Annotated in this window: 10 protein-coding genes and 4 pseudogenes; 7 read left to right on the top strand and 7 right to left on the bottom strand. The window is 57.1% G+C overall.

Features of this window, described 5'->3' with window-relative positions:
- Positions 1–134: 134 nt before the first annotated feature.
- Entirely contained in the window at positions 135–8,780 is an 8,646-nt protein-coding gene (locus HU720_RS04350) for a glucoamylase family protein (RefSeq protein ID WP_186517560.1), read from the top strand.
- Positions 8,781–8,872: 92 nt separating this feature from the next.
- Entirely contained in the window at positions 8,873–9,592 is a 720-nt protein-coding gene (locus tag HU720_RS04345; protein ID WP_186517558.1) for a Crp/Fnr family transcriptional regulator, read from the top strand.
- 370 nt (positions 9,593–9,962) lie between these two features.
- On the opposite strand, the pseudogene HU720_RS04340 reads toward HU720_RS04345, so the two are convergent.
- Positions 9,963–10,208: pseudogene (locus HU720_RS04340) on the bottom strand (GrpB family protein); the annotation flags it as partial.
- Between the two features lie 462 nt (positions 10,209–10,670).
- Here HU720_RS04340 and HU720_RS04335 point away from each other — a divergent pair.
- The 3 genes from HU720_RS04335 to HU720_RS04325 all read left to right on the top strand — a co-directional run bounded on the left by HU720_RS04335 (position 10,671) and on the right by HU720_RS04325 (position 14,221).
- On the top strand, positions 10,671–12,479 hold the full coding sequence (locus HU720_RS04335; RefSeq protein ID WP_186517554.1) for an ATP-binding protein: 1,809 nt from the start codon (positions 10,671–10,673) through the stop codon (positions 12,477–12,479).
- Between the two features lie 146 nt (positions 12,480–12,625).
- Complete coding sequence (locus HU720_RS04330; protein ID WP_186517552.1) at positions 12,626–13,339, top strand: hypothetical protein; 714 nt, start codon at positions 12,626–12,628, stop codon at positions 13,337–13,339.
- A 636-nt stretch (positions 13,340–13,975) separates the two neighbouring features.
- On the top strand, positions 13,976–14,221 hold the full coding sequence (locus tag HU720_RS04325) for a hypothetical protein (RefSeq protein ID WP_033733270.1): 246 nt from the start codon (positions 13,976–13,978) through the stop codon (positions 14,219–14,221).
- A gap of 226 nt (positions 14,222–14,447) precedes the next feature.
- Here HU720_RS04325 and HU720_RS04320 read toward each other — a convergent pair whose 3' ends face one another.
- Together HU720_RS04320 and HU720_RS04315 are read right to left on the bottom strand one after the other, a co-directional pair.
- Positions 14,448–15,563, bottom strand: coding sequence for a two-component system response regulator (locus tag HU720_RS04320; protein WP_028614250.1), 1,116 nt, complete (start codon positions 15,561–15,563; stop codon positions 14,448–14,450).
- The gene (locus tag HU720_RS04315) at positions 15,556–19,497 is read right to left on the bottom strand and encodes a response regulator (RefSeq protein ID WP_028614249.1); all 3,942 of its coding nucleotides are present in this window, start codon (positions 19,495–19,497) and stop codon (positions 15,556–15,558) included. Before HU720_RS04315 ends, HU720_RS04320 begins: the two co-directional genes overlap by 8 nt.
- Before the next feature lie 343 nt (positions 19,498–19,840).
- Here HU720_RS04315 and HU720_RS04310 point away from each other — a divergent pair.
- Positions 19,841–19,963: pseudogene (locus HU720_RS04310) on the top strand (transposase domain-containing protein); the annotation flags it as partial.
- A 311-nt stretch (positions 19,964–20,274) separates the two neighbouring features.
- On the opposite strand, the gene HU720_RS04305 reads toward HU720_RS04310, so the two are convergent.
- Complete coding sequence (locus HU720_RS04305; RefSeq protein ID WP_186517550.1) at positions 20,275–21,468, bottom strand: hypothetical protein; 1,194 nt, start codon at positions 21,466–21,468, stop codon at positions 20,275–20,277.
- 61 nt (positions 21,469–21,529) lie between these two features.
- On the opposite strand from HU720_RS04305, the pseudogene HU720_RS04300 reads away from it, so the two are divergent.
- Positions 21,530–21,883 (top strand): annotated as a pseudogene (locus HU720_RS04300) (IS5/IS1182 family transposase); the annotation flags it as partial.
- A gap of 229 nt (positions 21,884–22,112) precedes the next feature.
- On the opposite strand, the gene HU720_RS04295 reads toward HU720_RS04300, so the two are convergent.
- From HU720_RS04295 to HU720_RS04285, 3 genes and pseudogenes are all read right to left on the bottom strand, one after another.
- Positions 22,113–23,924 carry a HEPN domain-containing protein gene (locus HU720_RS04295; RefSeq protein ID WP_186517548.1) on the bottom strand — a complete coding sequence of 604 codons (1,812 nt, stop codon included), beginning with the start codon at positions 23,922–23,924 and terminating at the stop codon, positions 22,113–22,115.
- Between the two features lie 834 nt (positions 23,925–24,758).
- Positions 24,759–25,343, bottom strand: coding sequence for a 3-isopropylmalate dehydratase small subunit (gene leuD, locus HU720_RS04290; protein ID WP_186517546.1), 585 nt, complete (start codon positions 25,341–25,343; stop codon positions 24,759–24,761).
- Positions 25,344–25,349: 6 nt separating this feature from the next.
- Positions 25,350–26,219 (bottom strand): annotated as a pseudogene (locus HU720_RS04285) (aconitase family protein); the annotation flags it as partial.
- Positions 26,220–26,546: the final 327 nt, after the last annotated feature.

Here is a 26,546-nt window from a genome sequence, read left to right as displayed (position 1 = left end):
GCCGCGATGTCAAACGGTGCATGTAGTCAGCTTGGGCGCCGGCCCGGTGCGAGTCTGTTCGCTACCGTACAGACGCTGCTCAACGACCGCCGCAGACTGACAGCTGAAAGGCTAGATAGGCAAACCAGCACACCATGGACAGTCCTTGGCTCAATGCACTCGCCTACCTTCGTCGCCTGTACGCACATGCCGGGCGTTGGCGCTCGTCCCCAAATACATTCACCTATGAAAGCCTGCTGCGCTCAGAGCTGTACAACGCCGACCAGATGGCCGAGCACGGCCTCTGGCTGGCCCATCATCATCGCTTGAGCCGATTGCCGGCGGACGACGCGCTGCTCGACCGCCTGGCCGATAACGAGCGCATGCTCTCCACCAGTTGCACTGCCCTAGGCGGCGCCCTGCCCAGTTCGCGTCCGGCATTGCCCGCTGCGCAGTGGTTGCTCGACAACTTCTACTTGGTCGAAACCCAGATACGTATTGCCAAACGCCACCTGCCAGCCGACTACAGCCTGCAGCTGCCAAGGCTGGACAACGGCCCCTCCACCGGCCTGCCGCGTGTCTACGACATTGCGCTGGAGGCCATTTCCCATGGTGACGGGCGGATCGACGCCGAAAGCCTCAGCCGTTTCGCCGAGGCCTATCAGCAGGCCGCCACCCTGACCCTGGGAGAGCTCTGGGCGATCCCGATAATGCTCCGCCTGGCCCTGATCGAGAACCTGCGACGGGTGGCGGCGCGGGTAATGGCCAACTGGGCTGACCGCGACCTGGCCAATGTCTGGGCCGACCGGCTTGGCGATACCGCCGAGCGCGATGCCAAGAGCGTGGTGCTTGTGGTCGCCGACATGGCCCGTTCGGAACCGCCGATGACCGCCGCCTTCGTCGCCGAGCTGGCCAGGAGGCTACAGGGCCACAGCGCTTCGCTGACCCAGCCGCTGCTGTGGGTGGAGCAGATGCTCAGCGAGTCGGCACTGAGCATCGAGCGCTATGTGCAGCTCGATGCTCAGCAGCAAGCCATCGATCAGGTCTCCATCAGTAACAGCATCGGCAGCCTGCGACTGCTGTCGACCATCGATTGGCGACTGTTCGTCGAGCACCTGAGCCATGTAGAGCAGACACTGTGCCGCGACCCGGCCGCCGTCTACCCAGCCATGGACTTCACCAGCCGCGACCATTACCGGCACGTTGTCGAACGCCTGGCACGCCACTGCGCCTTCAGCGAAGCCGCCGTGGCACGCACGGCTATCGAACTGGCCCAGGCGGCGGGGGCCGCACACGGTGAAGAGGCCGAACATGTGGGCTTCTACCTGGCAGGTGCCGGGCTGCCGTTGTTGGAGCAGCGCCTGGCTGCGCGGGTGCCGCTGGCCGAGCGGTGGCAGCGCCTGTTGCACCGGGCACCGCTGGCGTTCTATCTGGTGCCTGTGGCCCTTCTGTCCTGCCTGTTTGCGTGGGGTTTCATACGCGCCATCAACTTGGAGGGATGGCCCATCGCGGTGCTCGCCGGCATGGCCGTGCCGATACTGCTGAGCACCAGCCGCCTGGCCATCGGCCTGGTGAACTGGCTGGTGACCCTGACCGTCAAACCGTCCTTCCTGCCGCGGTTGGACTACTCCGCCGGCATTCCCGCAGAGGCCCGCACATTGGTGGTGGTGCCAACCCTGCTGGCCACTGCCGACGATGTCGAGGAACTGCTCGAAGGGCTGGAGGTACGCTTCCTGGCTAACCGTGACGAGCATCTGCACTTCGCCCTGCTCAGCGACTTCATGGATGCCCGCGAGCAGACACGGCCCGAAGACGAAGCACTGCTCGAGCTCGCCAGCAAAGGCATCCGGGGGCTCAACCACAAGTATCCAGGCCCTGGCAGCGAGCGCTTTTTTCTGTTTCACCGGCCACGCATATGGAACAACGCCGAAGGCTGCTGGATGGGGCGCGAGCGCAAACGCGGCAAGCTCGCCGAGCTGAACGCGGTGTTGCGCGGCCACGGCCACGAGTGCTTCATGCGCATCGTCGGCAACCTGCAAACCCTCGGCCACGTGCGCTATGTCATCACCCTGGACACCGACACCCAGCTGCCTCGCGGTGCAGCCCATCAATTTGTCGGCGCCATGCAGCACCCGCTGAACCGCCCGCGCTTCGACGCACATACCGGTCGTATCCAGGCAGGTTATGCAATCCTGCAACCGAGGGTGGGCATCAGCCTGCCGAGTGTGTCGCGCTCGCGCTATGCGCGGCTGTTTGGCAGCGACGCCGGGGTCGACCCCTACACACAGGCTGTCTCGGATGTCTACCAGGACCTGTTTCTCAGCGGCTCGTTCATCGGCAAAGGCATCTATGCAGTGGATGCCTTCGAGCAGGCCCTGGAGGGCCGCTTCACTGACAACCGCATACTCAGCCATGACCTGATCGAGGGTTGCTACGCTCACTCTGGTCTGCTCAGCGATGTGCAATTGTTCGAAGCCTACCCGGCCCGTTACAGCGCCGACAGCAAACGCCACCACCGCTGGATACGCGGCGACTGGCAACTACTGCCGTGGCTGCTGCCGTGGCTGCGCACGGGCACTCAGGGCCTGGCGCAAAGCTCGCTCAGCGCCCTGTCGCGCTGGAAGATTTTCGACAACCTGCGCCGCAGCCTGGAGCCGGCGGCGCTGCTGACCCTGCTGCTGTGGTGCTGGTTGGCGAGTGTCACGCCACTTGCCTGGATGTTATCGCTGCTGGCGTTGCTGCTGACGCGCCCACTGCTCGACTCTCTGCTCGAAGTGCTGGGCAAGACCACCGATGTGCCCGTTTCAGAACACCTGCTGGCGGCTTTGCACACATCTGGCACCTATTTCTTGCGTACCGGTCTGTCTCTGGCCTGGTTACCCTTCGAGGCCTACTTCAGCCTCGATGCCATCCTGCGCACCCTGTGGAGGCTCGTGGTCAGCAAAAGGCGCCTGCTGCAGTGGAACCCCTCGCGCGAAGACGAACGCAGCAGCGCCGACACCCTGCAGGCGATGTACCGTGAGCAATGGGGGCAACCGGTCCTGGTTCTGCTGCTGGGCGGTGCGTTGGCGATGCAGCCAGTGATGCTGCTGATGGCATCGCCGATCCTTGCCCTTTGGCTGCTCGGCCCGGCGCTGGCCTGGTGGCTCAGCCGCCCGAACAGCCGGGCCGAGTTCATGCCAGGCGCTGAAGAGCTGGCATTCCTGCATCGACTGGCCCGCGCCAATTGGGCCTTCTTCGACAGCCACATCGGCCCTGCCGACAACTGGCTGCCGCCCGACAACATTCAGGAGCCACCCTTCGCCAGCATCGCTCATCGCACCTCGCCGACCAACATGGGCATGGCCCTCCTCTCGCACCTGGCGGCCCATGACTTTGGTTACCTCAGTGCCGGTCGTCTTTTCGAACGCCTAGCCCAGATGCTCGACAGCATGGACCGCCTGGAGCGCTTCAGAGGGCACTTCTACAACTGGTACGATACCCAGACCCTCAAGCCGCTGTCGCCGCTCTATATCTCCAGCGTGGACAGCGGAAACCTGGCCGCCCTGTTGCTGACACTCAGGCCCGGGCTCCTGGAAATGGCCGAAACGCCGCAGCTTGACCTGCGCCTGACCCAGGGGTTGCTCGACACCTTCGACACGCTACTGGACGTCTGCCCCAGCACAAGCTGTGACGCCCAGCCGATAAAGGCTCTGCGCGAGCAGGTGTGGCAGGCCCATGTGCAGGCAGGCAACGAGCCGGCCGCACTGTTGCCGATGCTTGTAGAACAGCTGCAGGCGCTGATCACGCAACCGGCTGCCGTTGCGCCAGGGGCGCAAGTGACTGACGACTTTGCATTCTGGCTAAATGCCCTCTATCGGCAATGCCTGGACCTGAGCGGAGAATTGCAGCAACTGCAATTGCCGTCAGGCAACGATCAGCAGCCCCCGGCCCCGTTGAGCTGGCGTCATCTGGCACAGCTGGACGTAGAGCAGTGGCCGGAGCCCGAGCGACTTGCCGTGGCCAACGTCAGGGCGCTTGCCCGCCAACGCATCGCCCAGGCGCACGCCCTGGCCAGCCGCATTGAAACCTTGGCCGACATGGACTTCACCTTCCTTTACGACAGCCATCGCAACCTGTTCTCCATCGGCTACAACGCCGACGAGCATCGCCTGGATGCCGCGTTCTACGACCTGCTGGCATCTGAGATGCGCTTGACCAACTTCGTGGTCATCGCACAGGGGCAGGTGCCCCAGGACAGCTGGTTCGCACTGGGCCGGCTGCTCACCAGCAATGCTGGCGTTCCTGTGCTGCTTTCCTGGTCCGGCTCGATGTTCGAGTACCTGATGCCGCTGCTGGTGATGCCGAACTATGAGGGCACACTGCTCGACCAGACTTGCCAGGCCGCTGTCAATCGCCAGATCGAACATGGTAGGCAGTCAGGCCTGCCCTGGGGCGTCTCGGAGTCGGCCTACAATGCGCTGGACGCGCACTTCAACTACCAGTACCGGGCGTTCGGCGTTCCGGGACTCGGCCTCAAACGCGGCCTGGGTGAAGACCGGGTGGTGGCCCCTTACGCCAGCGCGCTGGCCTTGATGGTGGCGCCCAATGCCGCCCGTCGTAACCTGCAACGGCTGGCCACGCTCGGGCTGGCTGGCCGCTTCGGGCTGTACGAAGCCGTGGACTACACCGAGGCACGCCTGCCGCCCGGGCAGGACGCCGTGATAATCCGCTCCTTCATGGCCCACCACCAGGGCATGAGTTTCCTGGCTCTGACCGCTGTGCTGCTGAACAAGCCCATGCAACGGCGCTTTGCATCCGACCCACAGTTCCAGGCCAGTATGCTGCTTTTACAGGAGCGCGTACCGAAAACCGCTGCGCCGTACCTGCATACTCTCCAGGCCCCGATCGTGGAGACTGCCGAGCGCGCCACCGAGATACGCCTCCGGGTGTTCGTCGAGCCAAACCGGCGCCACCCGGCCGTGCAACTGCTGTCTAACGGGCGCTATCACGTCATGGTCAATCACGTGGGCAGTGGCTACAGTCAGCACAATTCACTGGCGGTAACTCGCTGGCACGAAGACACCAGCTGCAGCGACCTGGGCAGCTTCTGCTACTTGCGAGATGTTGCCAGTGGCGCTTACTGGTCTACCACCTACCAGCCGACACGGCACCGCACGAAAGTCCAGGAGGCGATCTTCAGCGACGGCCGCGCGGAGTTTCGCGTGCGCGAGCGAGACTTCGACTGCCACACAGAAATTGCCGTGTCGCCCGAGGACGACATCGAACTGCGCCGCCTGCACCTGACCAACCATGGCGACCAGCCCCGCACCCTTGAGCTGACCAGCTACGCCGAAGTGGTGCTGGCACCGGCCTTGAGCGATGCCCTGCACCCGGCCTTCAGCAAGTTGTTCATCCAGACCGAACTGATCCGCCCGCTGCAAGCGATTCTCTGCACGCGGCGGCCGCGCTCGCAACAAGATCCCGTGCCGTGGATGTGCCACGTGCTGGCAGTGCACGGGGCCAACATCGATGCGCTGTCCTACGAAACCGATCGGGCTCGCTTCATAGGCCGTGGGCGGACTCTGGCAAGGCCGGCAGCCTTGGACCGCGGCACCGAAGCATTGTCCGGCAGCGCAGGGGCCGTGTTGGACCCGATCGTGGCCATCCGCTGCCGCATCACCTTGATGCCCGGCCATGCGGCCACGCTTGATCTGGTCACCGGCGTGACCGACAGCCGCGACGCCTGCCTGCAACAGGTCGCCAAGTACCGCGACCAACACTTGGCTGACCGGGTGTTCGACCTGGCCTGGCCGCACAGCCAGGTGCTACTGCACCAGCTTAACGGCTCGCTGACCGACGCCCGGCTCTTCGAGCAGATGGCCGCCTCGGTGCTCTACCCCAATGCCAGCCTGCGCGCCAGCGGAGCACTGCTGGCCAGCAACCGGCGAAGCCAGTCCGGCCTGTGGGGCCAGGGCTTGTCCGGTGACCTGCCGATCGTGCTGGTGCAGATCGGCGACCCGGCCAACATCCATCTGGTCAAGCAGATGGTGCTGGCCCATGCCTACTGGCGCCAGAAAGGGCTGGCGCTCGACCTGGTGATCTGGAACGAGGACCAGGCGGGCTACCGCCAGCAACTGCAGGAACTGATCATGGGAATCGTTGCTTCCGGCAGCGAAGCGGCCCTGCTCGACCGCCCCGGCGGCATCTTCGTACGTCCTGCGCAGCAACTGTCCGCCGAGGACCGGCTGCTGACCCTGTCGGTAGCGCGGCTGGTGCTCGATGACAGGCTCGGTACGCTGGCCGAGCAACTGCACTTGCGGCGACAGCCACCGGTTCCCCCAGCCCTCCAGGCCAGTGCGCCTAACCCCAGGCCATCAACCGCCAGCCATCTGCCGCTGGAGCAGGCGGCGTTGATGCTGCGCAACCCTTATGGCGGGTTCAGCGCCGACGGCCGCGAATACGTCATCCCGTTGCTTCCCGGCACACCGCCGCCGGCGCCGTGGGTCAACATCTTGGCCAACCCGCAGTTCGGCTGCGTGGTCTCCGAGGTCGGTAGCGCCTATACTTGGTACGAGAACGCTCACGAGTACCGGTTGACGCCCTGGCACAACGACCCGGTCGCCGACCCCAGCGGCGAAGCCTTCTACCTGCGCGACGAAGACAGCGGCGAGTACTGGTCGCCGACCCCGCAGCCCTGCCCGGGCCCTGGCCGTTACCGCACCCGCCATGGCTTTGGCTACAGCGTGTTCGAGTACACAGAAGACGGCCTGCATACTGAGCTCTGGGTGCATGTTGCACTGGATGCCCCGGTCAAGTTCAGCCGGCTCAAGGTGCACAACACCTCAGCTCGGATACGACGGTTGTCACTCACTTGCTTCGCCGAGTGGGTACTGGGCGACCTTCGCCGCAGAACCGCCATGCATGTGGTAAGTGAGACTGACCCGGTCAGCGGTGCAATGTTTGCCCGTAACAGTTTCGCAGTGGAGTTTTCCACCCAGGTGGCGTTTCTCGATTGCGACTTGCCCGTGCAGGGTCAGACCTGTGATCGCAGCGAGTTCCTGGGACCCAACGGCGATTGTCATGCACCCTTGGGTATGCGCCAGACGCGGCTGTCGGGACGCACTGGCGGGGGCCTGGACCCGTGCGCGGTGCTGCAGGTGGCGCTGCAGCTGGAGCCTGGCGAAAGTCATGAAGTGGTGTTTCGCCTGGGCGCCGCCCAGGACGCCAGTGCCGCCACCCGCTGCGTCCAGCAATATCGTGGCCTGCAAGCCGCCAGGGACACGCTCGACAAGGTCCGCGCCTACTGGCGACGGACACTCGAAACCGTGCAGATCGAGACGCCGGAACCCGAGCTTGATGTGCTGGCCAACGGCTGGTTGATGTACCAAGTGATCGCCTGCCGGTTCTGGGCGCGCAGCGGCTACTACCAGTCCGGGGGCGCCATCGGTTTCCGTGACCAGTTGCAGGACAGCATGGCCATGGTCCATGCAGCCCCAATGGCGGTGCGCCAACACCTCCTGACGTGCGCCGCTCACCAGTATGCCGAAGGTGATGTACAGCACTGGTGGCACCCACCGCTTCAGCGGGGCGTGCGTACCCACTGCTCGGACGACCTGCTGTGGCTGCCACTGGCAGCCAGCCGCTACGTGGAAGTCACAGGGGACTACAGCGTGCTCGACGAACCGGTCGGCTATCTGCAGGGGCGTGCACTCAATGCCGGTGAGGAGTCCTACTACGATCTGCCCGCGCACTCGGAGCTGGTCGAGAGCCTTTACCAACATTGCCAGCGCGCCATCGCCCATGCCCTGCAGTGCGGGGCTCACGGCTTGCCGTTGATGGGCAGCGGCGACTGGAATGACGGCATGAACCGGGTTGGCGAACAAGGAAAAGGCGAAAGCGTATGGCTGGGCTTCTTTGGCCACGAGGTGCTGCGGGCTTTCGGCAGCGTCGCCTTGCGACACGGCGACAGTGGCTTTGCGCTGCAGTGCGCCAACCAGGCCGGCGAACTCGCGGAAAAACTGGAGGCGCATGCCTGGGATGGCGGTTGGTATCGCCGCGCCTGGTTCGACGATGGCCAGGTACTGGGCTCAGCGAGCAATCAGGAGTGCCGAATCGACTCGCTGGCGCAAAGCTGGGCCGTGCTGTCCGGGGTCGCCTCGCCCGAACGTGCCCGCCTGGCCATGGCCGCACTGGACAACCACCTGGTACGCCGCAACATCGGCATCGTCAAACTGCTCGACCCGCCCTTCGACCAAGGTGACTTGGACCCTGGCTACATCAAAGGCTACCTGCCAGGCGTGCGTGAAAACGGCGGGCAATATACACATGCGGCCATCTGGGCGAGCATGGCCTATGCACGCCTGGGCGACTCCCATGAAGCCTGGGAACTGCTGCGCCTGATCAACCCGGTACGTCAGGGCTGCAGCACGTTGATCGACACCTACAAGGTCGAACCCTATGTCATGACCGCCGATGTCTACGCCGTTGCGCCCCACGCCGGGAGGGGGGGCTGGAGCTGGTACAGCGGATCTGCCGGCTGGATGTACCGGTTAATCATCGAAAGTCTGCTCGGCCTGAAACGCAATGGCGACACCCTGCGCCTGGAGCCACTGTTGCCGGCAGGCTGGCCGGGGTATGTCCTGCACTACCGTTTTGGCAGCACCTGGTACCGCATCGAGGTATGCAACGGCAACTGCGACGAACTGGCCCTGAGCTTGGACGGCGAGGCGCTTGCCGAAGCCTGGCTGCAGCTGGAGGATGATGGGCTCCTGCACCACGTCATGGCCCAGTGCCAGAGCTGCTCTTTGCCCATAAACTGAACCGTTGGGCGAGCAAAGGCCTGACGAACACAAGCCTCGGCCTCGCTAGGCTAATCTTGTTCCGACACCCGTTGCCGTCAATGGTCCCGCGTATGCATCCCGCTCCCCCACCCTTGCAGAACCACTTGCTGGCTGCACTTTCGGCAGAAACGTTCAGCCGGCTGGCGCCGGACCTGGAGCACGTGAACCTGCCCCTGGGAAAGGCTCTGTACGAGTCCGGCGACACCCTGCGCTATGTCCACTTCCCGGCCGATGCGATCGTTTCATTGCTTTATGTGATGGAAAACGGAGCATCAGCCGAAATCTCGGTAGTGGGTAACGAGGGGCTGGTGGGCATCGCCGTGTTCATGGGCGGGGAAAGCACACCCAGCCGGGCCATCGTGCAAAGTGCAGGACATGCCTACCGCCTACCCGTGCAAAGGCTCAAGGACGAGTTCAACCGCCATGGCGAGATGATGATGCTAATGCTGCGCTACACCCAGGCACTGATCACCCAGATGGCGCAAACGGCAGTGTGCAACCGCCATCACTCCATCGACCAGCAATTGTGCCGCTGGTTGCTGCTGTCGCTCGACCGCCTGCCAGGCGATCGCCTGTGCATGACCCAGGAGCTGATCGCCAACATGCTGGGGGTGCGCCGCGAGGGCGTGACGGATGCTGCAGGCAAGCTGCAGCGCCTTGGGGTGATCGAGTACAACCGCGGGCAGATCAAAGTCCTCGACAGGGCACGCTTGGAACTGCTGAGCTGCGAATGTTACGCCGTGGTAAAGAAAGAGACCGAACGCCTGCTGCCCTACATGCCAGTGCCTTGAGTTGGCGCGAGGTTCTCTTTTCGAGCTGCCGAAGAAGCTCATCAGCCATGCAGTCAGATGCCGGCCTGTGAATTACTCCAATGGGCGCTTGTAATGGCTATAGTGCTCGGCATTGGAGGCCCGCGATGGGTCCGGCGGCCCCTGCCTCTTCTCGCGATGAAAGGGGCGCTTGTCGATGTAGTCATCGCGATCCTCGGGGAGCGCTCTTTTTCCCTCGCCACCTTGACCCTCCGACGAACCGTCGCTTTTGGCTGGCTTGCTACCCAGCCGATTGTTATCTAACCCATACCTGTCTCTGGTCATACTCACCTCTCGATGCTCAGAAATTCTGAGCTACATCGAGTGTGCTCCCACACTGACCAGAGACGTTTTATATCAGACCGCCGGGCCCAATCGGCCATTCAGGAATGGTCATACCGGAATGAAGTAGTGCCGCAAAAATAGGCGGAGATTTTTTCTCCAGATACTCAACCATCCCACCAGTAGTATTCGACTCCAATTGAAGCTTCAGCGCTTCATACTGCTGACAGATTGAGCCATCGCGCTTAAGCAAATCTCGGAGCCCCAGCATCTGAGTGATAGTAAGGTGGCCACGGGCACAAGCGTGGAGCTTGTGTGGGTCGCTAAGCGGCCTCGTTATCAAGTGTCTGCTTTGGGTCTAGGCTGTGTGAAAACACCATTAGCTCTTTAGAGAACGCAGTCCTACGTGAAATCTGAAAAGGCTTGGCTACTCAGCTGGCTCAGAATTCGCGTAGAGGCGCGCATTCTGGGTTGTTTTTTAACCAATCGAATCGCGCCGGAGGTTTTCACACAGCCTGGGTCGATAGCAGCCAATCGCAAGAGACCCGCATGCGCTCATTCGTCGGCGGGCGTCCACCAGCATCAGCACTGGTCACGCCATAGCCGGACATGGTAAAGAGTACCGAGTCACGTCCCCGCCTAGCTTTCGAGGTTCAGCGCTCTAACTTAAACTTATAATCCAATTGGCGCATGACTAAAACCCACTCGTTCGAAACATACAAACCCAATAAAACTCACTCACAATTCTTTCCAACACTTTCTCAAAACTAGACTCACAATGAAAATCACCACAACCGCGAAGCACAAGTCCATTCCAGCTCAACTGAGTTTTGACCTGCCAGACTTCAGTATAATTACCGGCAGAAACGGAAGCGGCAAAAGCCACTTACTTGAAATACTGGCTAACCCAGCATCATCAAAAGTTGAAGTAGACGGGAAATCACTCACCAACATCTTGCACGTGCCATACAACGGATTGAATCCTCAAGTAGATGATCGATGTGAATCCGCCCAGCTCATCAACAACGCCAGCGTTTGGTGGGAAAATTTACAAGGGGTCATAACCAACTTCCGAAACCAAAACTACCACACGAGAGACTTTGAAGATGTTGTCAGTCAGTATGTAATTCCGCACCATGGATATGGTCCAGCCCGTGACTCTATCATTCGAAATGTCCTCGCGCGCTCCGGAAAACGGCTTCATGAAATTACGGAAAGCGACATATATAACAATATGTCGTTCGCAGAGAACGACAATAATTCTTTGTTTTTCTCACAATGCGCAATGATATTCAAAGCCTACCAGACAAGATGGACAAAAAATAAGTTCAACAAGTTTTTAAACTCTGAAGACTCGACTCGAGACTTGCCAGTCCTGAGCGATGATGAATTCATCCGCACCTATGGCCCAGCCCCTTGGGATCTCATTAACGATATCCTCGCCAAAGCGAACTTACCCTATGAATTCATCAACCCCACACGCGGAGATGTGGAGCTAGCATATACTCTCAAGCTAAAAGACAGATCGAATGATACGGATATTTCCGTCAATGATCTATCCTCTGGCGAGAAGGTGCTAATGTCGATAGCCCTTGCAACATACAACACTATGGAAGGAGGGAATCGACCAGAACTTTTACTAATCGACGAACCAGACGCACCTTTGCACCCGCAGTTTTCGAAACTATTAATAGAGACGATTACGGACACAATTGTAAAACGAGCAGGCGTTAAAGTTGTAATGACAACGCACTCCCCCACAACAGTCGCAATGGCTCCTGACAACAGCGTCTTCGAGCTGAGCCGAGATACAAAAACCCCCACCTTAATCAGCAACAGCAGTGCTGTTTCAATACTTACCCAAGGAATTGGATTTCTTCGAGTTTCGTATGAAAAAAGGCGCCAAATATTTGTTGAAAGCAAATACGACGTCATCTACTTTGAGAAGCTATTTGACGCACTGAGACGCAAATACAACTACTCCTTCAACCCGATATTCATGGAACCTCACACTGGGACCTCAAACTGTACGGATGTCATTGCACTAGTAGACAAGCTCCGCTCTTCAGGTAATGACCTTGCATGGGGAATTATCGATTACGACGGCACCAACAAATCTCGCGACCAACTGCTGATACTGGGCAACAGCAAGCGGTACGCAATAGAAAACTACATACTGGATCCGCTGTACGTAACCCTTGCATTAATTAGATATGGCAAAGCATCATACTCCGAATTTGGACTGCACAACAAAGCAACTTACTTAGACGCCGTCTCACTCACAGAGACCGAATGCCAAACACTCATTGACAACTTCATCACCAAAATCGAACTCCCCAACCAAGACACTACGACCGTCACACTTGAGAATGGCTTTAACCTCCAATATCCCTATTCATTCTTAATGCATAACGGCCACGGCTACGAAGTACTGATTCAAAACAAGTTCCCAGCATTACGAGCCATATCCCGCGGACAAGGGGACTCAGGATTGAAAATCGGTGTCACCGAAGTGATCGCAGAGCTCCCGCAATACTTGCCAGTGGAGATCGGCTCACTATTTTCGACTATTGAGCAAGCCCACTGAAAGCCGATCATTCACCCCCTAAAAAGTACACACCCCGATTGTGCTGGAGTATCAATGCCAAAAGGCCCTCAAGCCCCTGATATCGGGGCTTGAGGCCTTTTAGCACTCCAGTAGCGAAAGCCTCGGTGGGCATTGAATGGCATAGAATGGCCTCTGAATTGCCCCATAACCCCTTGGATTTCAGCTCGGTCCTTCGCAGCTTAAGCCCGAACACTGTGGTCATCTTATTTCAGGTTGAGCATTTAGGTTGCTCAACTTATTCAGTTCGTGCTTCCAGCAACCAGTTTCTGCTGGACAAGCTGGAGCGTCGCGCAAGCTTAGACGCGCTGACCGCACTAATTATTCTTTTGCTCGAAGCCAAAAAGTTAAACCAACCTGCATTTGCGCTAAGCGCTGCGAAGTCCATAAACAACGTACTGTTCATGATTTCTATCGAGTTGGCATCCCGCAATGTCGCGCAACAGCTAATTGATTGGGTCATTGAGTACATTTTGCCCTTGGGCACTCCGTCGCACTTGAAGATGGCTATGGCTGGAGAGGATTATGTTCACGCCTCTCTTCATTTGAATTTGATGGTTTATCAGGACTCGAAACGTAGAAAGCAGTGCTTGTCTTGGGCCCAGCGGGTGAAAATCATGAACCAGTTACTCAGTGGTCGCATGGGGCTGGACGTGTGCTATGCCATGCAGCCTAGTTACAAACTTGCCGTCGACGAAAGCAAGGTCTCTGCTGAATTGCTCCATGCCTTTCTGCGCAGCACCGCACTATGGAAATGGGCGTGGGATGGTATCGAGGAGGGACGAATAGAACGGTTTCCCCCCGCTGATTTACTGATTGCGAGCTTCCCTACCAAGCGCTGATTGCTCGGCGACTCCTCGCCGAGAAGCGCGTGGCCTCAAGCGGCTGGACGGATAGGCAGTTTGAAACTGCCACCCAATGCTCAATGCTCTTCAGAAGACACCAAGTGCCCAAGCGGTAATGCGCCACTTCGTGTGGAGCCATTTTAGGTAGCCGCCGAGCAGGAACCATAGAGGAGTATCTCCGCCTCGGTCTTGAGTCATGGCGACAGTCCGCTATGGGTCGAAAGCGGCCAGTCGCGATGACTGCTATCGACCCACAGCTGCCCTTCGCGACGGGCAGAAATCGGCCAATAGCAGTCATTGCTTACCCGATTGTCGCAGCTCGAAAGATTGCCGGGGCTGAACCCAATGCAATTCTGAGCAGCTTGTCCTACCTGGGTGAGATGACGTCCGAGGAATTCGGCAAACCGGATGCCGCGCGCGTCGGCTAGTTCGCGTTACCAATAACGCCGCTTATGTTCAAAAGGCCCCTACACTTGAAGCCAGTGTGGGGGCTTTTTTGTGGGCCGGTGAAAACCAGCCCCCCCTGCGCTTGTAGACCAACCCCCACAGCGGTGGTTTTACGCAGTGACCGCTAATTCGATCAGGAAGCGCCTTCCTGGCGTTATCCCTCACCTCAACAATAATGGTGAAAGAATGAGCGTCGTATTCTCGCGCAATGGTGTCAGCATGCCCGATCTGGTCCGCACCAAACTCGCCAATCACCTGGCACGCCTCGGCCGCCCAGCAGATGTGCCTGCCTTTGCACTGGCCGAAGAGCGCGCAGAAGGTTTTGTGGAGGGGGTGGAAGCCGCACATGCGCTAACCCCCGCTTCGATTGAGGGGTTGTTTATCGCCGTTGAAGACGCCGCCGCACGCCGGCGGCGGGATCTGGCGCCATGAATGGTGAAGCGATCCAGTCAGACACCTTGAGCGCTTTGGTCAGCCAGCACGCGATCCGCGAAACGGTGGTGGGCCGCGTGGCGTGGATAACCACGAACCATAACGGACGTTCAGGCAGATGTGATGCCAAATAATAGATGGAGTTTGCATTGCCTCTAGAGGGCATTTCAAAACCTCAAAAAAATGACCAAAAGCCCTTGGCATTGATTTCACGGCGATGCGTTGATTAGCCATCCTGACCGCGATCAGCAAAACGCACAGCGATAGCCTGGAATTGCTCATGGTTGGCCAGGAAAACCTCGCAAATATCTGGATCGAAATGCGTAGCACATCCCTGGCGGATTATCTCCAGCGCCTGATCGTGTGACATGCCTTTCTTGTATACGCGTCGGCTAATCAACGCGTCATAGACATCCGCCAATGCCATGAGCCTGGCGCTGATGGGGATGTCATCGGCACTCAGCCCATCGGGATAACCGGTACCGTCCCACTTCTCGTGGTGGCTGTAGGCGATCTCCTTGGCCAGGCGCAGAAATCCCACCGAGGTGCCCAACTGCTCTTCGGCATGCCGGATTGCATCGCGTCCCAGTACCGTATGGGTCTTCATCGTCTCGAACTCTTCCGGCGTGAGGCGCCCCGGCTTGAGCAGTATGTCATCGGGTATGCCGATCTTGCCGATGTCATGCAACGGAGCTGACTTAAACAGCAGGCGGATACTTTCCTCATTGAGAAACTGCTGGAACCTCGGATGTTCGCGAAGCAGCTCGGCCAGTAGTCTGACGTAGTGCTGAGTTCGTCGAATGTGGTTACCCGTCTCATTGTCGCGGGTTTCGGCCAGCGAGGTCATGGCCTGAATGGTCACATCCTGGATAGCGATGACCTCGGCGGTGCGGCGCTGGACTTCCTGCTCAAGGTAAGCCTTCTGATCACGCAAAAAGTCGGCGGCCGCCTTGATCTTCAATTGGGTTTCCACCCGTGCCAGCACGATGGGTGGGTTGATCGGCTTGGTGATGTAGTCCACGGCGCCCATCTGCAAACCCAGGATCTCGTCTTCCATTGTCGCCATGGCGGTGATGAAGATGATCGGGATATGAGCGGTGCGCGGATCGCGCTTGAGCTGCTCTGCCACCTCATACCCCGACAGATCAGGCATCATGATGTCGAGCAGAATCAGATCCGGGCGAGGCTCCTGCACCGCTGCCTTCAGCGCGCGCTCACCGCTGATGGCCACCCGCATGCGGTAGATGTCCTTCAGCAGGCCATTGATCAGCGTAATGTTCTCCGGCGTATCATCGACAATGAGGATGATCGGGGGAAGTGGGTAGTTTAGCGTTTCACTCATGATGTTCCCTCCAGCACGGGGTATCGCGGGCCGTCGATGCACGTTTGAGGGTTAGCCGTGCGGCCTCGAAGTCAAAGTTGTTCACCTCATTCATCAACTGCTCGAAACTGTCCTGGCCGAGTGCTCCGCGCAACGAATCCGCATACTGTTCCATATAATCCGGCGCTGCTCCGTCATTGGCCTCCAGCAGGTGGATGAGCGCTATGGCATGCTGTGCACAGTCGACGCTCGATACCACCGCCGGTGCTGCCTGGCCGCTACCCAGCGCTTGACGGATTGCATGCACGGCCAGCGAGAGCGCCTCGATCAATTCATTCACCAATGCGTCCGACTCAGCGTGTGCCCCGATCGCGGTTTCCAGCTTACCGGCCATGGCTTGCAGGCCGCTGAAACCGAGGTTGCCTGCAACGCCTTTCACGGTGTGGGCCATTCGCTCGGCCGTCGCCCGATCACCCGCACGTAGCGCGTTCCTCAGCGCTTGCCCTTCCATAGCCCTGCGGTCGGCAAATTGACCCAGCAGCTTGATGTATAGCTGGCGATTGCCCGCCACTCGCCTCAGTCCGTCGGCGCTATCTAGCCCTGGAATGTCCGGTAGGCGCTCCTCGCCCGATGCGGCGCTGGACGGCTCCACTGCCGCCGACCGAGGTACGACCCAGCGCAGAACCGTGGCGATGAGTGCTTGCGGATCCACGGGCTTGGTCACATGGTCGACCATGCCCGCCTCGATACAGCGCTCCCGGTCCTCGACCCTGGCATGTGCGGTCATAGCAATCACCGGGATCTGTGCGCAGTGAGGCCCGACGCGAATACGCCGGGTCGTCTCGAGACCATCCATCTGCGGCATCTGTACGTCCATCAGCACCGCGTCGTATTGCGCTGCAGCCAACATCGACAGCGCCTCGCAGCCGTTGCCGGCAACTTCCACCAGGGCACCGGCAGCCTCGAGAAGCTCCCTGGCAATCTGTTGGTTGATTTCGTTGTCCTCCGCGACGAGCAGGCGCACTCCGGCGAGCACCTTCGCCTGCGCAATGGGTACGGTTAGCGCCACCACGCCCGTTTGCGGCGCGAATAAGTTGACCAGTACCTCTACCAGCGAGGACTGGTTGACCGGCTTGACCAGGAACGCGCGAATGCCGGCCGCTTGCCCAGCGGCGTGCATTTCGTCATGCCCAAATGCACTGACCATGATGGCGTACAGTGCAGGCTGCAGGCCAAGCGCCCGGCGCGTCGTCTCGATGCCATCCATCTCTGGCATTTGCCAATCCACCAATAGCACCCGGAACGGGTCGTCGGCCGCAGCACCGCGAAGGCTCTCCAGAGCAGCCTCGCCTGACGCCACCGCGACCGGCGAAAGCCCCGCTACGAGAAGCATGTCGGAAAGGATCTGGCGCGCGTCGGCATTGTCATCGACGACCAGGACGCGCGCTCCGGCGAGCTCCGCAGGGACAATCTGGCGCTGCGTACGCATGTGCTGGTCAAGACCAAGCCAGACACTGAAAGAGAACGTGCTGCCGTTGCCCGGTTCTGAGTCAACCGCGATCGTTCCGCCCATCAACTCGACGATGCGCTTCGAGATGGCAAGGCCCAGGCCGGTACCACCGAATTGTCGCGTGGTGGAGCTATCGGCTTGGGCAAAGGCCTCAAAGAGTCGCCCGGTTTGCTCGGGAGTCATGCCGATACCGGTATCGCGGACACGAACCTGCAGTTGAACTTTGTCGCCGGTGCGGCCCAGGTTGCGAACCACGACCGTAACCTGCCCCTGTTCGGTGAATTTCACTGCGTTGCCTACCAGGTTCAGGATGACCTGGCCCAGACGCAGCGGATCTCCAAGCAGCGTCTCGGGAACGTCCGACGCCCGGTCGAACAGCAGCTCAATGGCCTTGTCGTAGGCCTTTTGCGCAATCAGCGAGGACACGTTGTCTAGCACTGCGTCTATCTCAAATGGCACTACCTCGACGCTAAGCTTGCCGGCCTCGATCTTGGAGAAGTCGAGGATGTCGTTGATGATGCCAAGCAGCGAAGTGCCCGCGTTGTGGATTTTCGAGACATAATCGCGCTGCCGCTGGTCCAGCGAAGTCTTCAGCGCAAGGTAAGACATGCCGATGATCGCATTCATGGGCGTGCGGATTTCGTGACTCATGTTTGCAAGGAAGTCGCTTTTTGCCCGCGTCGCCTCTTCAGCAATCTCCTTCGCCCGCTGCTGCGCGTGCTCTGCTGCCTTGCGCTCGGTGATGTCCTGCAGCCAGCCGAGCAGCCCTTGCTCCCCCTGGATCTGGATTGGCAGGTAGGTGACAAGTATGGTGCGTTCGCGCCCCTGCCGGTCACGCATCGGTACTTCTTGGTCCTTTGCGATGCCGTCGTCCGTGAGGCGTTCGACGATGGCTTCGCGATCATGCTCATTCGCGTAAATCTGCGAAGCAGCGTCACCGACGCCTACGCCGAACGTTTCACAGAAGCGGGGGTTGGCGAAGCGGATCACGCCCTGGGTAGAAAAGGCTATGTTGATTGGACTCGTATCGAGGATTGCCTGCAGCCGCGCGCGTTCTTCGCTAAGCGCCACTGCTGCCGCATGATGATCCGTGACATCGCGCACCCAACTGGCGACCAGGGTCTCACCGTGGATTGTCACGAATGATGCACCGACCAGAACCCAGAGAATTGATCCATTTTTGTGCAGCAGGCGGGTCTCGAAGTTTTCGACCTTGCCATTTCGTGTCAGCAGTTCGAGGAAGCGCTCGCGCTCCTCAGGGTCGACATACAGGCTCGTGGCGTTGCGCCCGAGCAGGTCCTCGCTGACATAACCGGTCGCCTGTGAAAAGCGTTGGCTTACTTCCCTGACAGCTCCGTTCCGATCTGCCAGCACCAGGCTGGCGGGGCTGGTATCCATGAGCGCGCGGGTGAAAGCCTCGCGCTCGGCTAGCTCTGCGGCAACGCGCTTGCGCTCGTCTACTTCCCGGTTGAGGCGTCGGTTCCAGGCCAGCATGGCGCCGAGCAACAGCAGGACCGCGACCAAGCTCGGGATCGCCCATCTCATTACGGTTTTAATATCGAGGCCGTCCTCGTTGAGGGACTCCTCGAACAGCCGGTATTCCATGAGCGATACGCGATAGTACCGCCGCCAGCTCGCATCGAGCGGCGAATCAATGCGATTGCTGGACTGGAAGAACTGCTCCAGCGCTCGTGCGAGATCCGGCGCGTTGCGCGCAACACCCCACCCAACGCTGGTCGCTTCGCTGACCGGAAACGCAATGGAGAGACGTTCGGGATCTTCACGGGCCCAGCGCAGCGCGCTTTCACTACCCAACACCGTGAAATCCACCTTCGCATCGGCTACCAGTTTCACAGCCTGCTCGGTTGGCGCATAGACGATTCTGACCGGCTGACTGGATAGAGGACCGCGGTTGGCTTCATCGATCCACTGCTCGTAGCCCGTACCCTTCTGCACTGCCGCCGTCAGACCGAGCAGATCAGACACCTCGTTGCCAAGGGACTGGTTGGAGCGATGGGCGATGACCAGGTTGCGTACCCGGTAATAGGGCACGAGCAACATCTTCGTTTCGCGCCAAGGGACGATCTGCAAGTCATTTGGATAAAGATCGCAGCGGCCGTCGGCGAGTAGCTTCGGGTCGTAGCTTGCCTCGCGTACGGTCTCGCCCCGATCGTCGTGAAACTGCGCATCGAAACTCGGCAGTTCCGTTACCTGTGGGCGTAAACCGAGTGACCGCGCGAACGCCTCCGCGTTAGTCCGGTAGAAGGAAGCGCTTGAGCCAGCCACGCATATGCGCAGGACGCCGCTTTCCCGAATCTGGGACAGCGTACGTGCTTCCACGCATGGCATGCCCAACACCAACAAGCCTCCCAGTGCAAGCAACGCTCCCAAGCGCGGCTCTGTTTTCAAAATGCTCCTGCTGGTAGGTAATTGCTCACGATCCAACTCGACATATCCTTGTGAACGCCCTTGCAAGAGCTTGTCCGCCGTTCTGCACTGGTATTATAGGTTTTGGAGTGTAGGCATACGCTGCAGCAAGCGCCAGCAACAAAAACTGGGCCAGCTAGCAACCTCCCACTGCTACTCACCGTTCGGAAAGTGAGTTTCCGGACGCTTACTTAATACTCGCACACCTAAGTTTCTCCAATGTCCGCTATGGGTCGACACCTGCCGGTCAAGACGTACCCGCGCGCTGGTCACACCCGATGCAATTGGGTGGTCAAGTCGAATGCAAACTGGTGGTCAAGTGGGATGTAAGCACTTGGTCAAGTCAGGTGCAATTTCCCATCAGTCGACGCGGAACAAGGGGCATGACCCGTATGCCTATCTCAAAGATGTACTGACGCGGCTGCCGACGCAATGGGCCAGTGAGATTGCGCAGCTGCTGCCGCATCGTTGGCGTCCGGCTTAGTCGTGCAAGACGGTTTGCCCGTACTCCTACATCTAAATCACCTCGGCCTCGATAGACTGCGCTACCTAAAATTTTCCATTTCAATTCCCTATTTTGAGATCTTGCTGTTTCCGATACTGGCCCTGCACGCAAATTCCAGCGGGCATTTTGAAGGAGACGGCCATGAGCCAGAAAAGCGATCAAGACAATCACGCCAACCAGCTGAACCCGAACAACGACACTTACTGGGAGTCGCGGGGGTACGATGAACGTCCTGAGGACTGGGAGGATCGAATCTGATCATCCGAATTGAAGGCGCCTGTATGGCGCCTTCAGTTTTCCAAGGGTTTGCCCAACAATCGGCGTGCCATTCGGTACTCTGTTTCATATACACCCATTAGCGAGATCACTAGCTCTGTCGGCCAACCTGAACGCGTTAGATCTCGAATGAGTAAGGACATCGTCTCTGCGAGGCGAAACACGCATGCTCCGTGCCAGTAATTTGCTTTCGTATCGTGCTGCAGGCCACCTCTTTGCTGCATGTGGACGTCATAACTGACCTTGATCAGATCAAGAAGCTTCTGGAACGAGGGACGCCCACCTTTGAGTTGCAGCCAGTTACGCAATAAGCGAATTCGAGATTCCGGCTCCACGCCATCCTGCGCTGCCCAGAGCTTTCCGAGATGAGTGACAGGCCCAGGCCTTTTCTTGGTTAGCCCCGCAAGGGAAGCCAGCTTTTCGAGGGCGGTCTGCATGGGGTTTGACCATGACTGGCTTGATGCGCACCACGTTGGTATGACCCAGACTGCATGGATTACATTTTGTGTTCCTTCCTCTAGTTCAAACTCCCAGTTACCTACCTGCGAATCTGCCATAAACCATGCGGCCAACCTGAGCAGTGTCGCTAGGCCATCGGCAGACATCATCTGCGTAAGTGCTCTGCTCTGCACCAACCCCTCTTCACTCAGGTCATGAAACAGATTAAGAATCGACTGACGACTTGCCGGACATCCGAGCTGTGCGACAACCTCTGATGAGGTGTACGCAGCGAACCGGGCCCGCTTATTGGGCAACAAGCTGAGATCCGAGAGCGCGAAGAGCTTCGGCTTCCAGTAATCCAGTACTACAGGATCAAGACGCGACAGCTCTAGCAAGCCAAGCCAGTTTGTGACTGTGGGAACGGTAAAGCCTTTTTCCATTTGAGCTATGGAAAGCTCTGTTGACTGCCTGGGTATAGGTACTGCTCGGATGAACCGGTGTTGCCGCTTGGTGGAAACATCTGAAGCAGATTCGGACAGGTACTTCAGTGCAGTTTTGCTCGTTGGGAGCCCCCTGTGTACCTCCTTGATTGCCTCCCACAGCGAGCGAACATTGATGTCCAGCAAGGCATACACCTTCTCCACTGGAATCAACAGCACGGCCTCACGCAGGCAAACCTTCTTCTCACCAAATGCTGCCAGGTACGCTGAAATTTCTTCCTGACTGAGTGTCACGCTGTCTTCATACGTTGACGATTTCGCACTCATTGAATCACCGTTGGTTTTATAGACCCTTTAGAGGATTGGATGAAGACGGCGTCCGACCTCACAACTGAGCAACATGGCGAAGCAAGCATGCGACCAAATCGGTGCTGAGTCGCTGACGGTCGTTGCCGACCGGGACTACTGCACCGGTGCGGAAATCGTTGCATGTCAGTAATCTGGAATTTCGACCTTCGTACCGAAACCACTGAACTCTAGCAGCAAAGCCGAAGGTCGATTTGGTAAGCAGGATTTCCTGTACGTCTCGGTATCGGATCAGTATCGATGCCCTGCGGGAGAATTGCTGACCAAGCGTTATTCCACGTGGGAAGACGGGATGCTGATACATGTTTATTGGTTCTCGGGCTGCCAACCCTGCTCAATGCAAAAGCAATGTACGACGAGTAAAGAGCGGCGGTTGTGACAGGTAATAAGTTCATGATGCCCACATACTGGCACCAGGCGTGTCCGCAATGGCCTAGATCAATCGATCTGCAATCGATACATGTGCTGCGTTGCAAAACTAACGCTGCTGTCGCGTCAAGAAATACCATCGCCTATAACCAACTGGCCTAAGTTATGCATAGGCGGCTCGATTAGCCGCCTAACTAGACACTTAAAATTTTTCACCTTATTGGCTTGATCAACTCTCAAGCCATCTCAGCTGGTCTGATATAGCGCCTAGCGGACTTTGAGTTAGGGCTGTGCTGGGCATAGCGAAATAATAGGTCTTGCAGATTGTCTTGAGTAAAACTGATACCTTTCTTTTTCAATGATTGATAGTAGGCCTTGTAATTTAGCTCCATCATTTTGAAACCTTGAGAAACCGAGTTGATAGTTCCTTGATGCGACGCCAGATTCATCAGAGTATTTAAGATTGAGTCTAAATAGTCGTGAAGGTTTTCGATGAGTATCTCGGTGTACGACGGCGTTGATCCGTCATGAACAATTGCATTCCTTGCGCGGTATATCCTCCGAAGCTGCCACTGAACACGGATTTGATGAGCGTCGAGAGTTTTTACCAGTGACTCGGGGGACGACAGCATAAATTCGATGCGGCTTAGGCGCTCCCGTAGTAGGTGAAAATCTTCCATTTTTTCGCTCAGCTGTATTCGCTTGTCTTTGTGCTCAGGAAGCGAAATAACCCTTACAAGCTTATCTACGAGGCCCTCGCCATCAACATCTCTAAAGAGTCGAGTTATATATGCTCGATTCCATCCTAGAAGGTCTTTGACCAAGTCTATGACGAGCTTTTCCGCATAGAACAGGTTCAGAAATGGCATCGTTGAGCTACAAATATGTTCAATTTGAGCCACATCGCCATCTGTGGGCGGTATCAAAGATTCCAGAGCAATCCAAAGATTGATCATCTGATTTTCAACAGAAGAGCTGCTCAGAGCTAGAGCATGGAGCTCAGCGCTTCTATTAAATCGTTTAAAAGAGTCATCCTGCATAGCAAATTTATCGATAAAAGCTGTAAGGCTAGTTGCCGCCTTGCCTGCTCTAAGATCTCGACATTTGTGCATAGCATTGATCGTACGGGGCACCTTTGTGAGGCCTTCAACGCCTGCCAAACCTACCAAGCATTCAGTGATTGGTGACGGTATATTTTTATGGTGGTATAGGCCAATTAGGGTCTGCAAGGTAGCCACTCTACCTTCTGCAATTATGCGTACAGAGTGAGGCTCTTTCCCTTCAATGTCATCAAGCATAAAATATATTTCGCCGTTTCTCAGGGCGAAATGCTGACGACTGAGCTGTTCATTTAGCTCGGGTAACGAGGTATGCATATTGATGCCGAGCCGCTCGGCCGCTTCTGCAAATTCAAGCAGATGAGCAGGCGCCCTATAGATTACGATGTGTTCTTTGTCCTCAAGCGAAAAGTTTGAAACAAACTCTTCAATGGCGTTATTGTTGGAAATCCTATTGAGGTCATAGAAGAAAAAGTTTTGCGCTATGTTAGAGATAAATTTTGAAGAATACCCATGATTTAGCAGAGTAGTAATGTACGTGCGCGTCAACGCTCGAACGCGATCCAGGGTGTCATTATTGATAATTGCATGTATGAGGAGCTTTTCACATTGCTTCTTATAAGCGGGGAGAGAAAGCTGTTTTTGCAGAAGGTCAATGACCGCAGATTTTGATTGCTCAGTAGATGTATTTAGGGCAGACCTGATCTCATTAAGATCCACAGCCAATAGACTTAACGCAACCTCATCCTTAGGTAAGTTTTCGCATATCTCTTCAAATATATGTTTCAGGTTGGCTTTGTTAATTATTTTAGCATTACATTGTGTTATTGTTGTTGCTGCCTCGGAGATGAGCAGCGGAGTATTCATAGCCGATGGCTTGTAGGAGTCCAGTGTGTAGTCAAATAAAAGCTCATCTACTAATTGGGCGAAATAAAGTAATGATGTACTTTCTTTTGGATTGTCCCATTTTGCAATGCTTCTAAAGCGCATTAGCTAGTCCTTTTGCTTTCTAAATAAAATGGCAATTCTATCAGATCCAAACATCAAGCCCGGCCCGGCGTCGGTCCCCGCAAAACACAGATCAGAAAATATGCAGTCCAGACTATGCCAGAAGACTTAGAGTGGAGGATGTGTCACTCTGCGCTCGCAACGCTAATCCGCGGTGTGTAGTCGCGTCAAGGCAGGATTCGTCTCTCTAGGCTGATGCGCTCGAATAGCAGCGTTTCAGCGATAAAATGCATCATCGGAGCGCGAGCTCTGAAAGATCAGGAAATTCTTCAGCTTCCGTGGCAGTTTCTTGATGGAGCGCCCATCGTCTAGCTACAAACATATGTGCTTACGCTCAATCTACCGGATGTCTATCCGGAATAGTTAGAGCAGCCTGCATTCTCAACGTCGAATCTGTGCACTGGCTGCTTCCTGATAGCTGTGGGAGACCAGTGTGATGACTTCCCAAGACTTTCGATTGGTCACCCTAGGCAATCAGCCGCCAAGCGCATTGATCAGCGCTGCCTGATTCTGCCAGAGTGTAGTCTTGACCATGATCCTTTTCCCTGGTGACACCCCGGACAAAAGTTCAACCCACGTTTGGTTGATGACCATTGGTATCGTCGCCTACTTCATCCCTCTCGATGATTCTACGACCGGCGGCCAACTCGCCGCCGGTCCTCTTGAGCGCGCCTGAAAGCCGCGTCGTTTGTGGCTGCGACAGTTTTAATTCTCTAGAGCATCAGGCCGAACCCGCTGTTTGGGCAGTTGCGACAGTTTTGACCTTTCTCAGCATGACGCTGTAACCCGCGAATTTCGGGCCCCGTTGCGACAGTTTTAATTCTCAAAAACCAAAGTCATACCGACTTCGTCCAAGCCGTTAAGTAAGCAGTGCTTACGGAATGGATCCACGTCAAACTGCACTCTGTTGCCCTGATCGTCTACTATTTCTTGTTTCTCAAGGTTAATTCTTAGTTGATAGCCTGGCATGTGCTCAACTGCGACGAACAATTTTTCGACAGTATCCTCGTCCAGAACGATGGGTAGAATCCCATTTTTGAAGCAGTTGCCATGAAATATTTCAGCAAAACTAGGTGCAATGATTGCCCTAATGCCCCAGTCATGCAAAGCCCAAGGCGCATGCTCACGGCTTGAACCGCAACCAAAGTTTCCCCGAGCCAACAAAATTCCAGCACCCTCAAAACGAGGTTGGTTAAGTGGGAAACTTAAGTTTAGGGGCCTTTTAGAGCAATCCTGATATGGTTCTCCGTGATCAAGATAACGCCATTCATCAAACAGATGTTGGCCGAAACCACTGCGCTCGATAATCATTAGAAACTGCTTCGGTAAGATGGCGTCCGTATCCACATTGGCACGATCTAACGGAACAACCTTACTCTTTAGATAAGTGAATGGTTGCATAGTGGTCTAGACCTCTCCAACATCGACAAAGTGGCCAGCAATCGCGGCAGCAGCTGCCATCGCTGGACTAACAAGGTGGGTGCGTCCACCAGGGCCTTGACGCCCTTCAAAGTTCCGATTTGAGGTCGAGGCACAACGCTCCCCGGCAGTCAGCCGGTCCTCGTTCATCCCCAGGCACATTGAGCACCCTGCGTCCCGCCATTCAAAGCCGGCATCTATGAAGACACGGTCAAGCAACTCCGACTCGGCCTGCTTTTTGATCAAGCCCGAGCCAGGAACGACCAGTGCCTGTTTGATATTTTTGGCGACTTTCTTTCCTGCAACGACGGACGCTGCAAGACGAAGATCTTCGATTCGAGAGTTCGTACAGGAGCCAATGAAGACTTTATCCAAGACGATGTCCCGTATTGCCGTACCGGGTTGCAGATCCATGTACTTCAGGGCCCGATCAATACTATGACGTTTTACCGGATCGTGTTCTTCCTGCGGTGAAGGCACACATCCGTCGATGTCCACGACCATTTCCGGAGAGGTTCCCCATGTGACGTGCGACTTGATTGAACCCGCATCCATGCGAATTTCTGCGTCGAAGACGGCCCCCTGATCACTGCAGAGGGTACGCCAATAGCGTTCGGCATCACTCCACCGCTGACCAGTCGGAGCCATCGGTTTGACACGAATGTACGCCGCTGTCGTGTCGTCAAATGCCACCATGGCACAACGCGCACCTGCCTCGATTGCCAAGTTGCAAAGTGTCATACGCGCTTCCATCGACATGGATTCGACGGTAGAGCCTGCGAACTCAATGGCATATCCCGTCGCACCGGCGGTGCCAATTTTTCCAATCAGCGCTAAGGCGAGATCCTTTGATGTGATGTAGGGGTCTCGCTGAAGCACAAGGGGATCTAAGCCGCTATTGAGAAATTTTTAGAAGATCTGTTTGGTCTTGGTAATCAGCGCCTACCGCGACATCGCCGCTGAAATGCTCAAGCAACGGCAGCTTCCATCCGAAGTTGCCGTCATCGCAATGCCAAGAAACATTCCGTCGGCAGGGTTTCGCCTGTTCGCCGACCGGAGAGGCGCGCCCGTGCGGTCAACGTCACACCGTCGTTTATGCCTCCTTACGCTAAGGATAGAGGTATTGGTGGTACGCAGCGGCACTGCATATGTGAGATCAATTCCTTGGCTAGACACATAGAGAGA

This window comes from Pseudomonas sp. SWRI51, from assembly GCF_014268825.1.
GTDB classification, from domain to species: domain Bacteria; phylum Pseudomonadota; class Gammaproteobacteria; order Pseudomonadales; family Pseudomonadaceae; genus Aquipseudomonas; species Aquipseudomonas farsensis.
The sequence above is the reverse complement of the archived record's forward strand: the minus strand, read 5'-3'. Positions and strand labels throughout refer to the sequence as shown.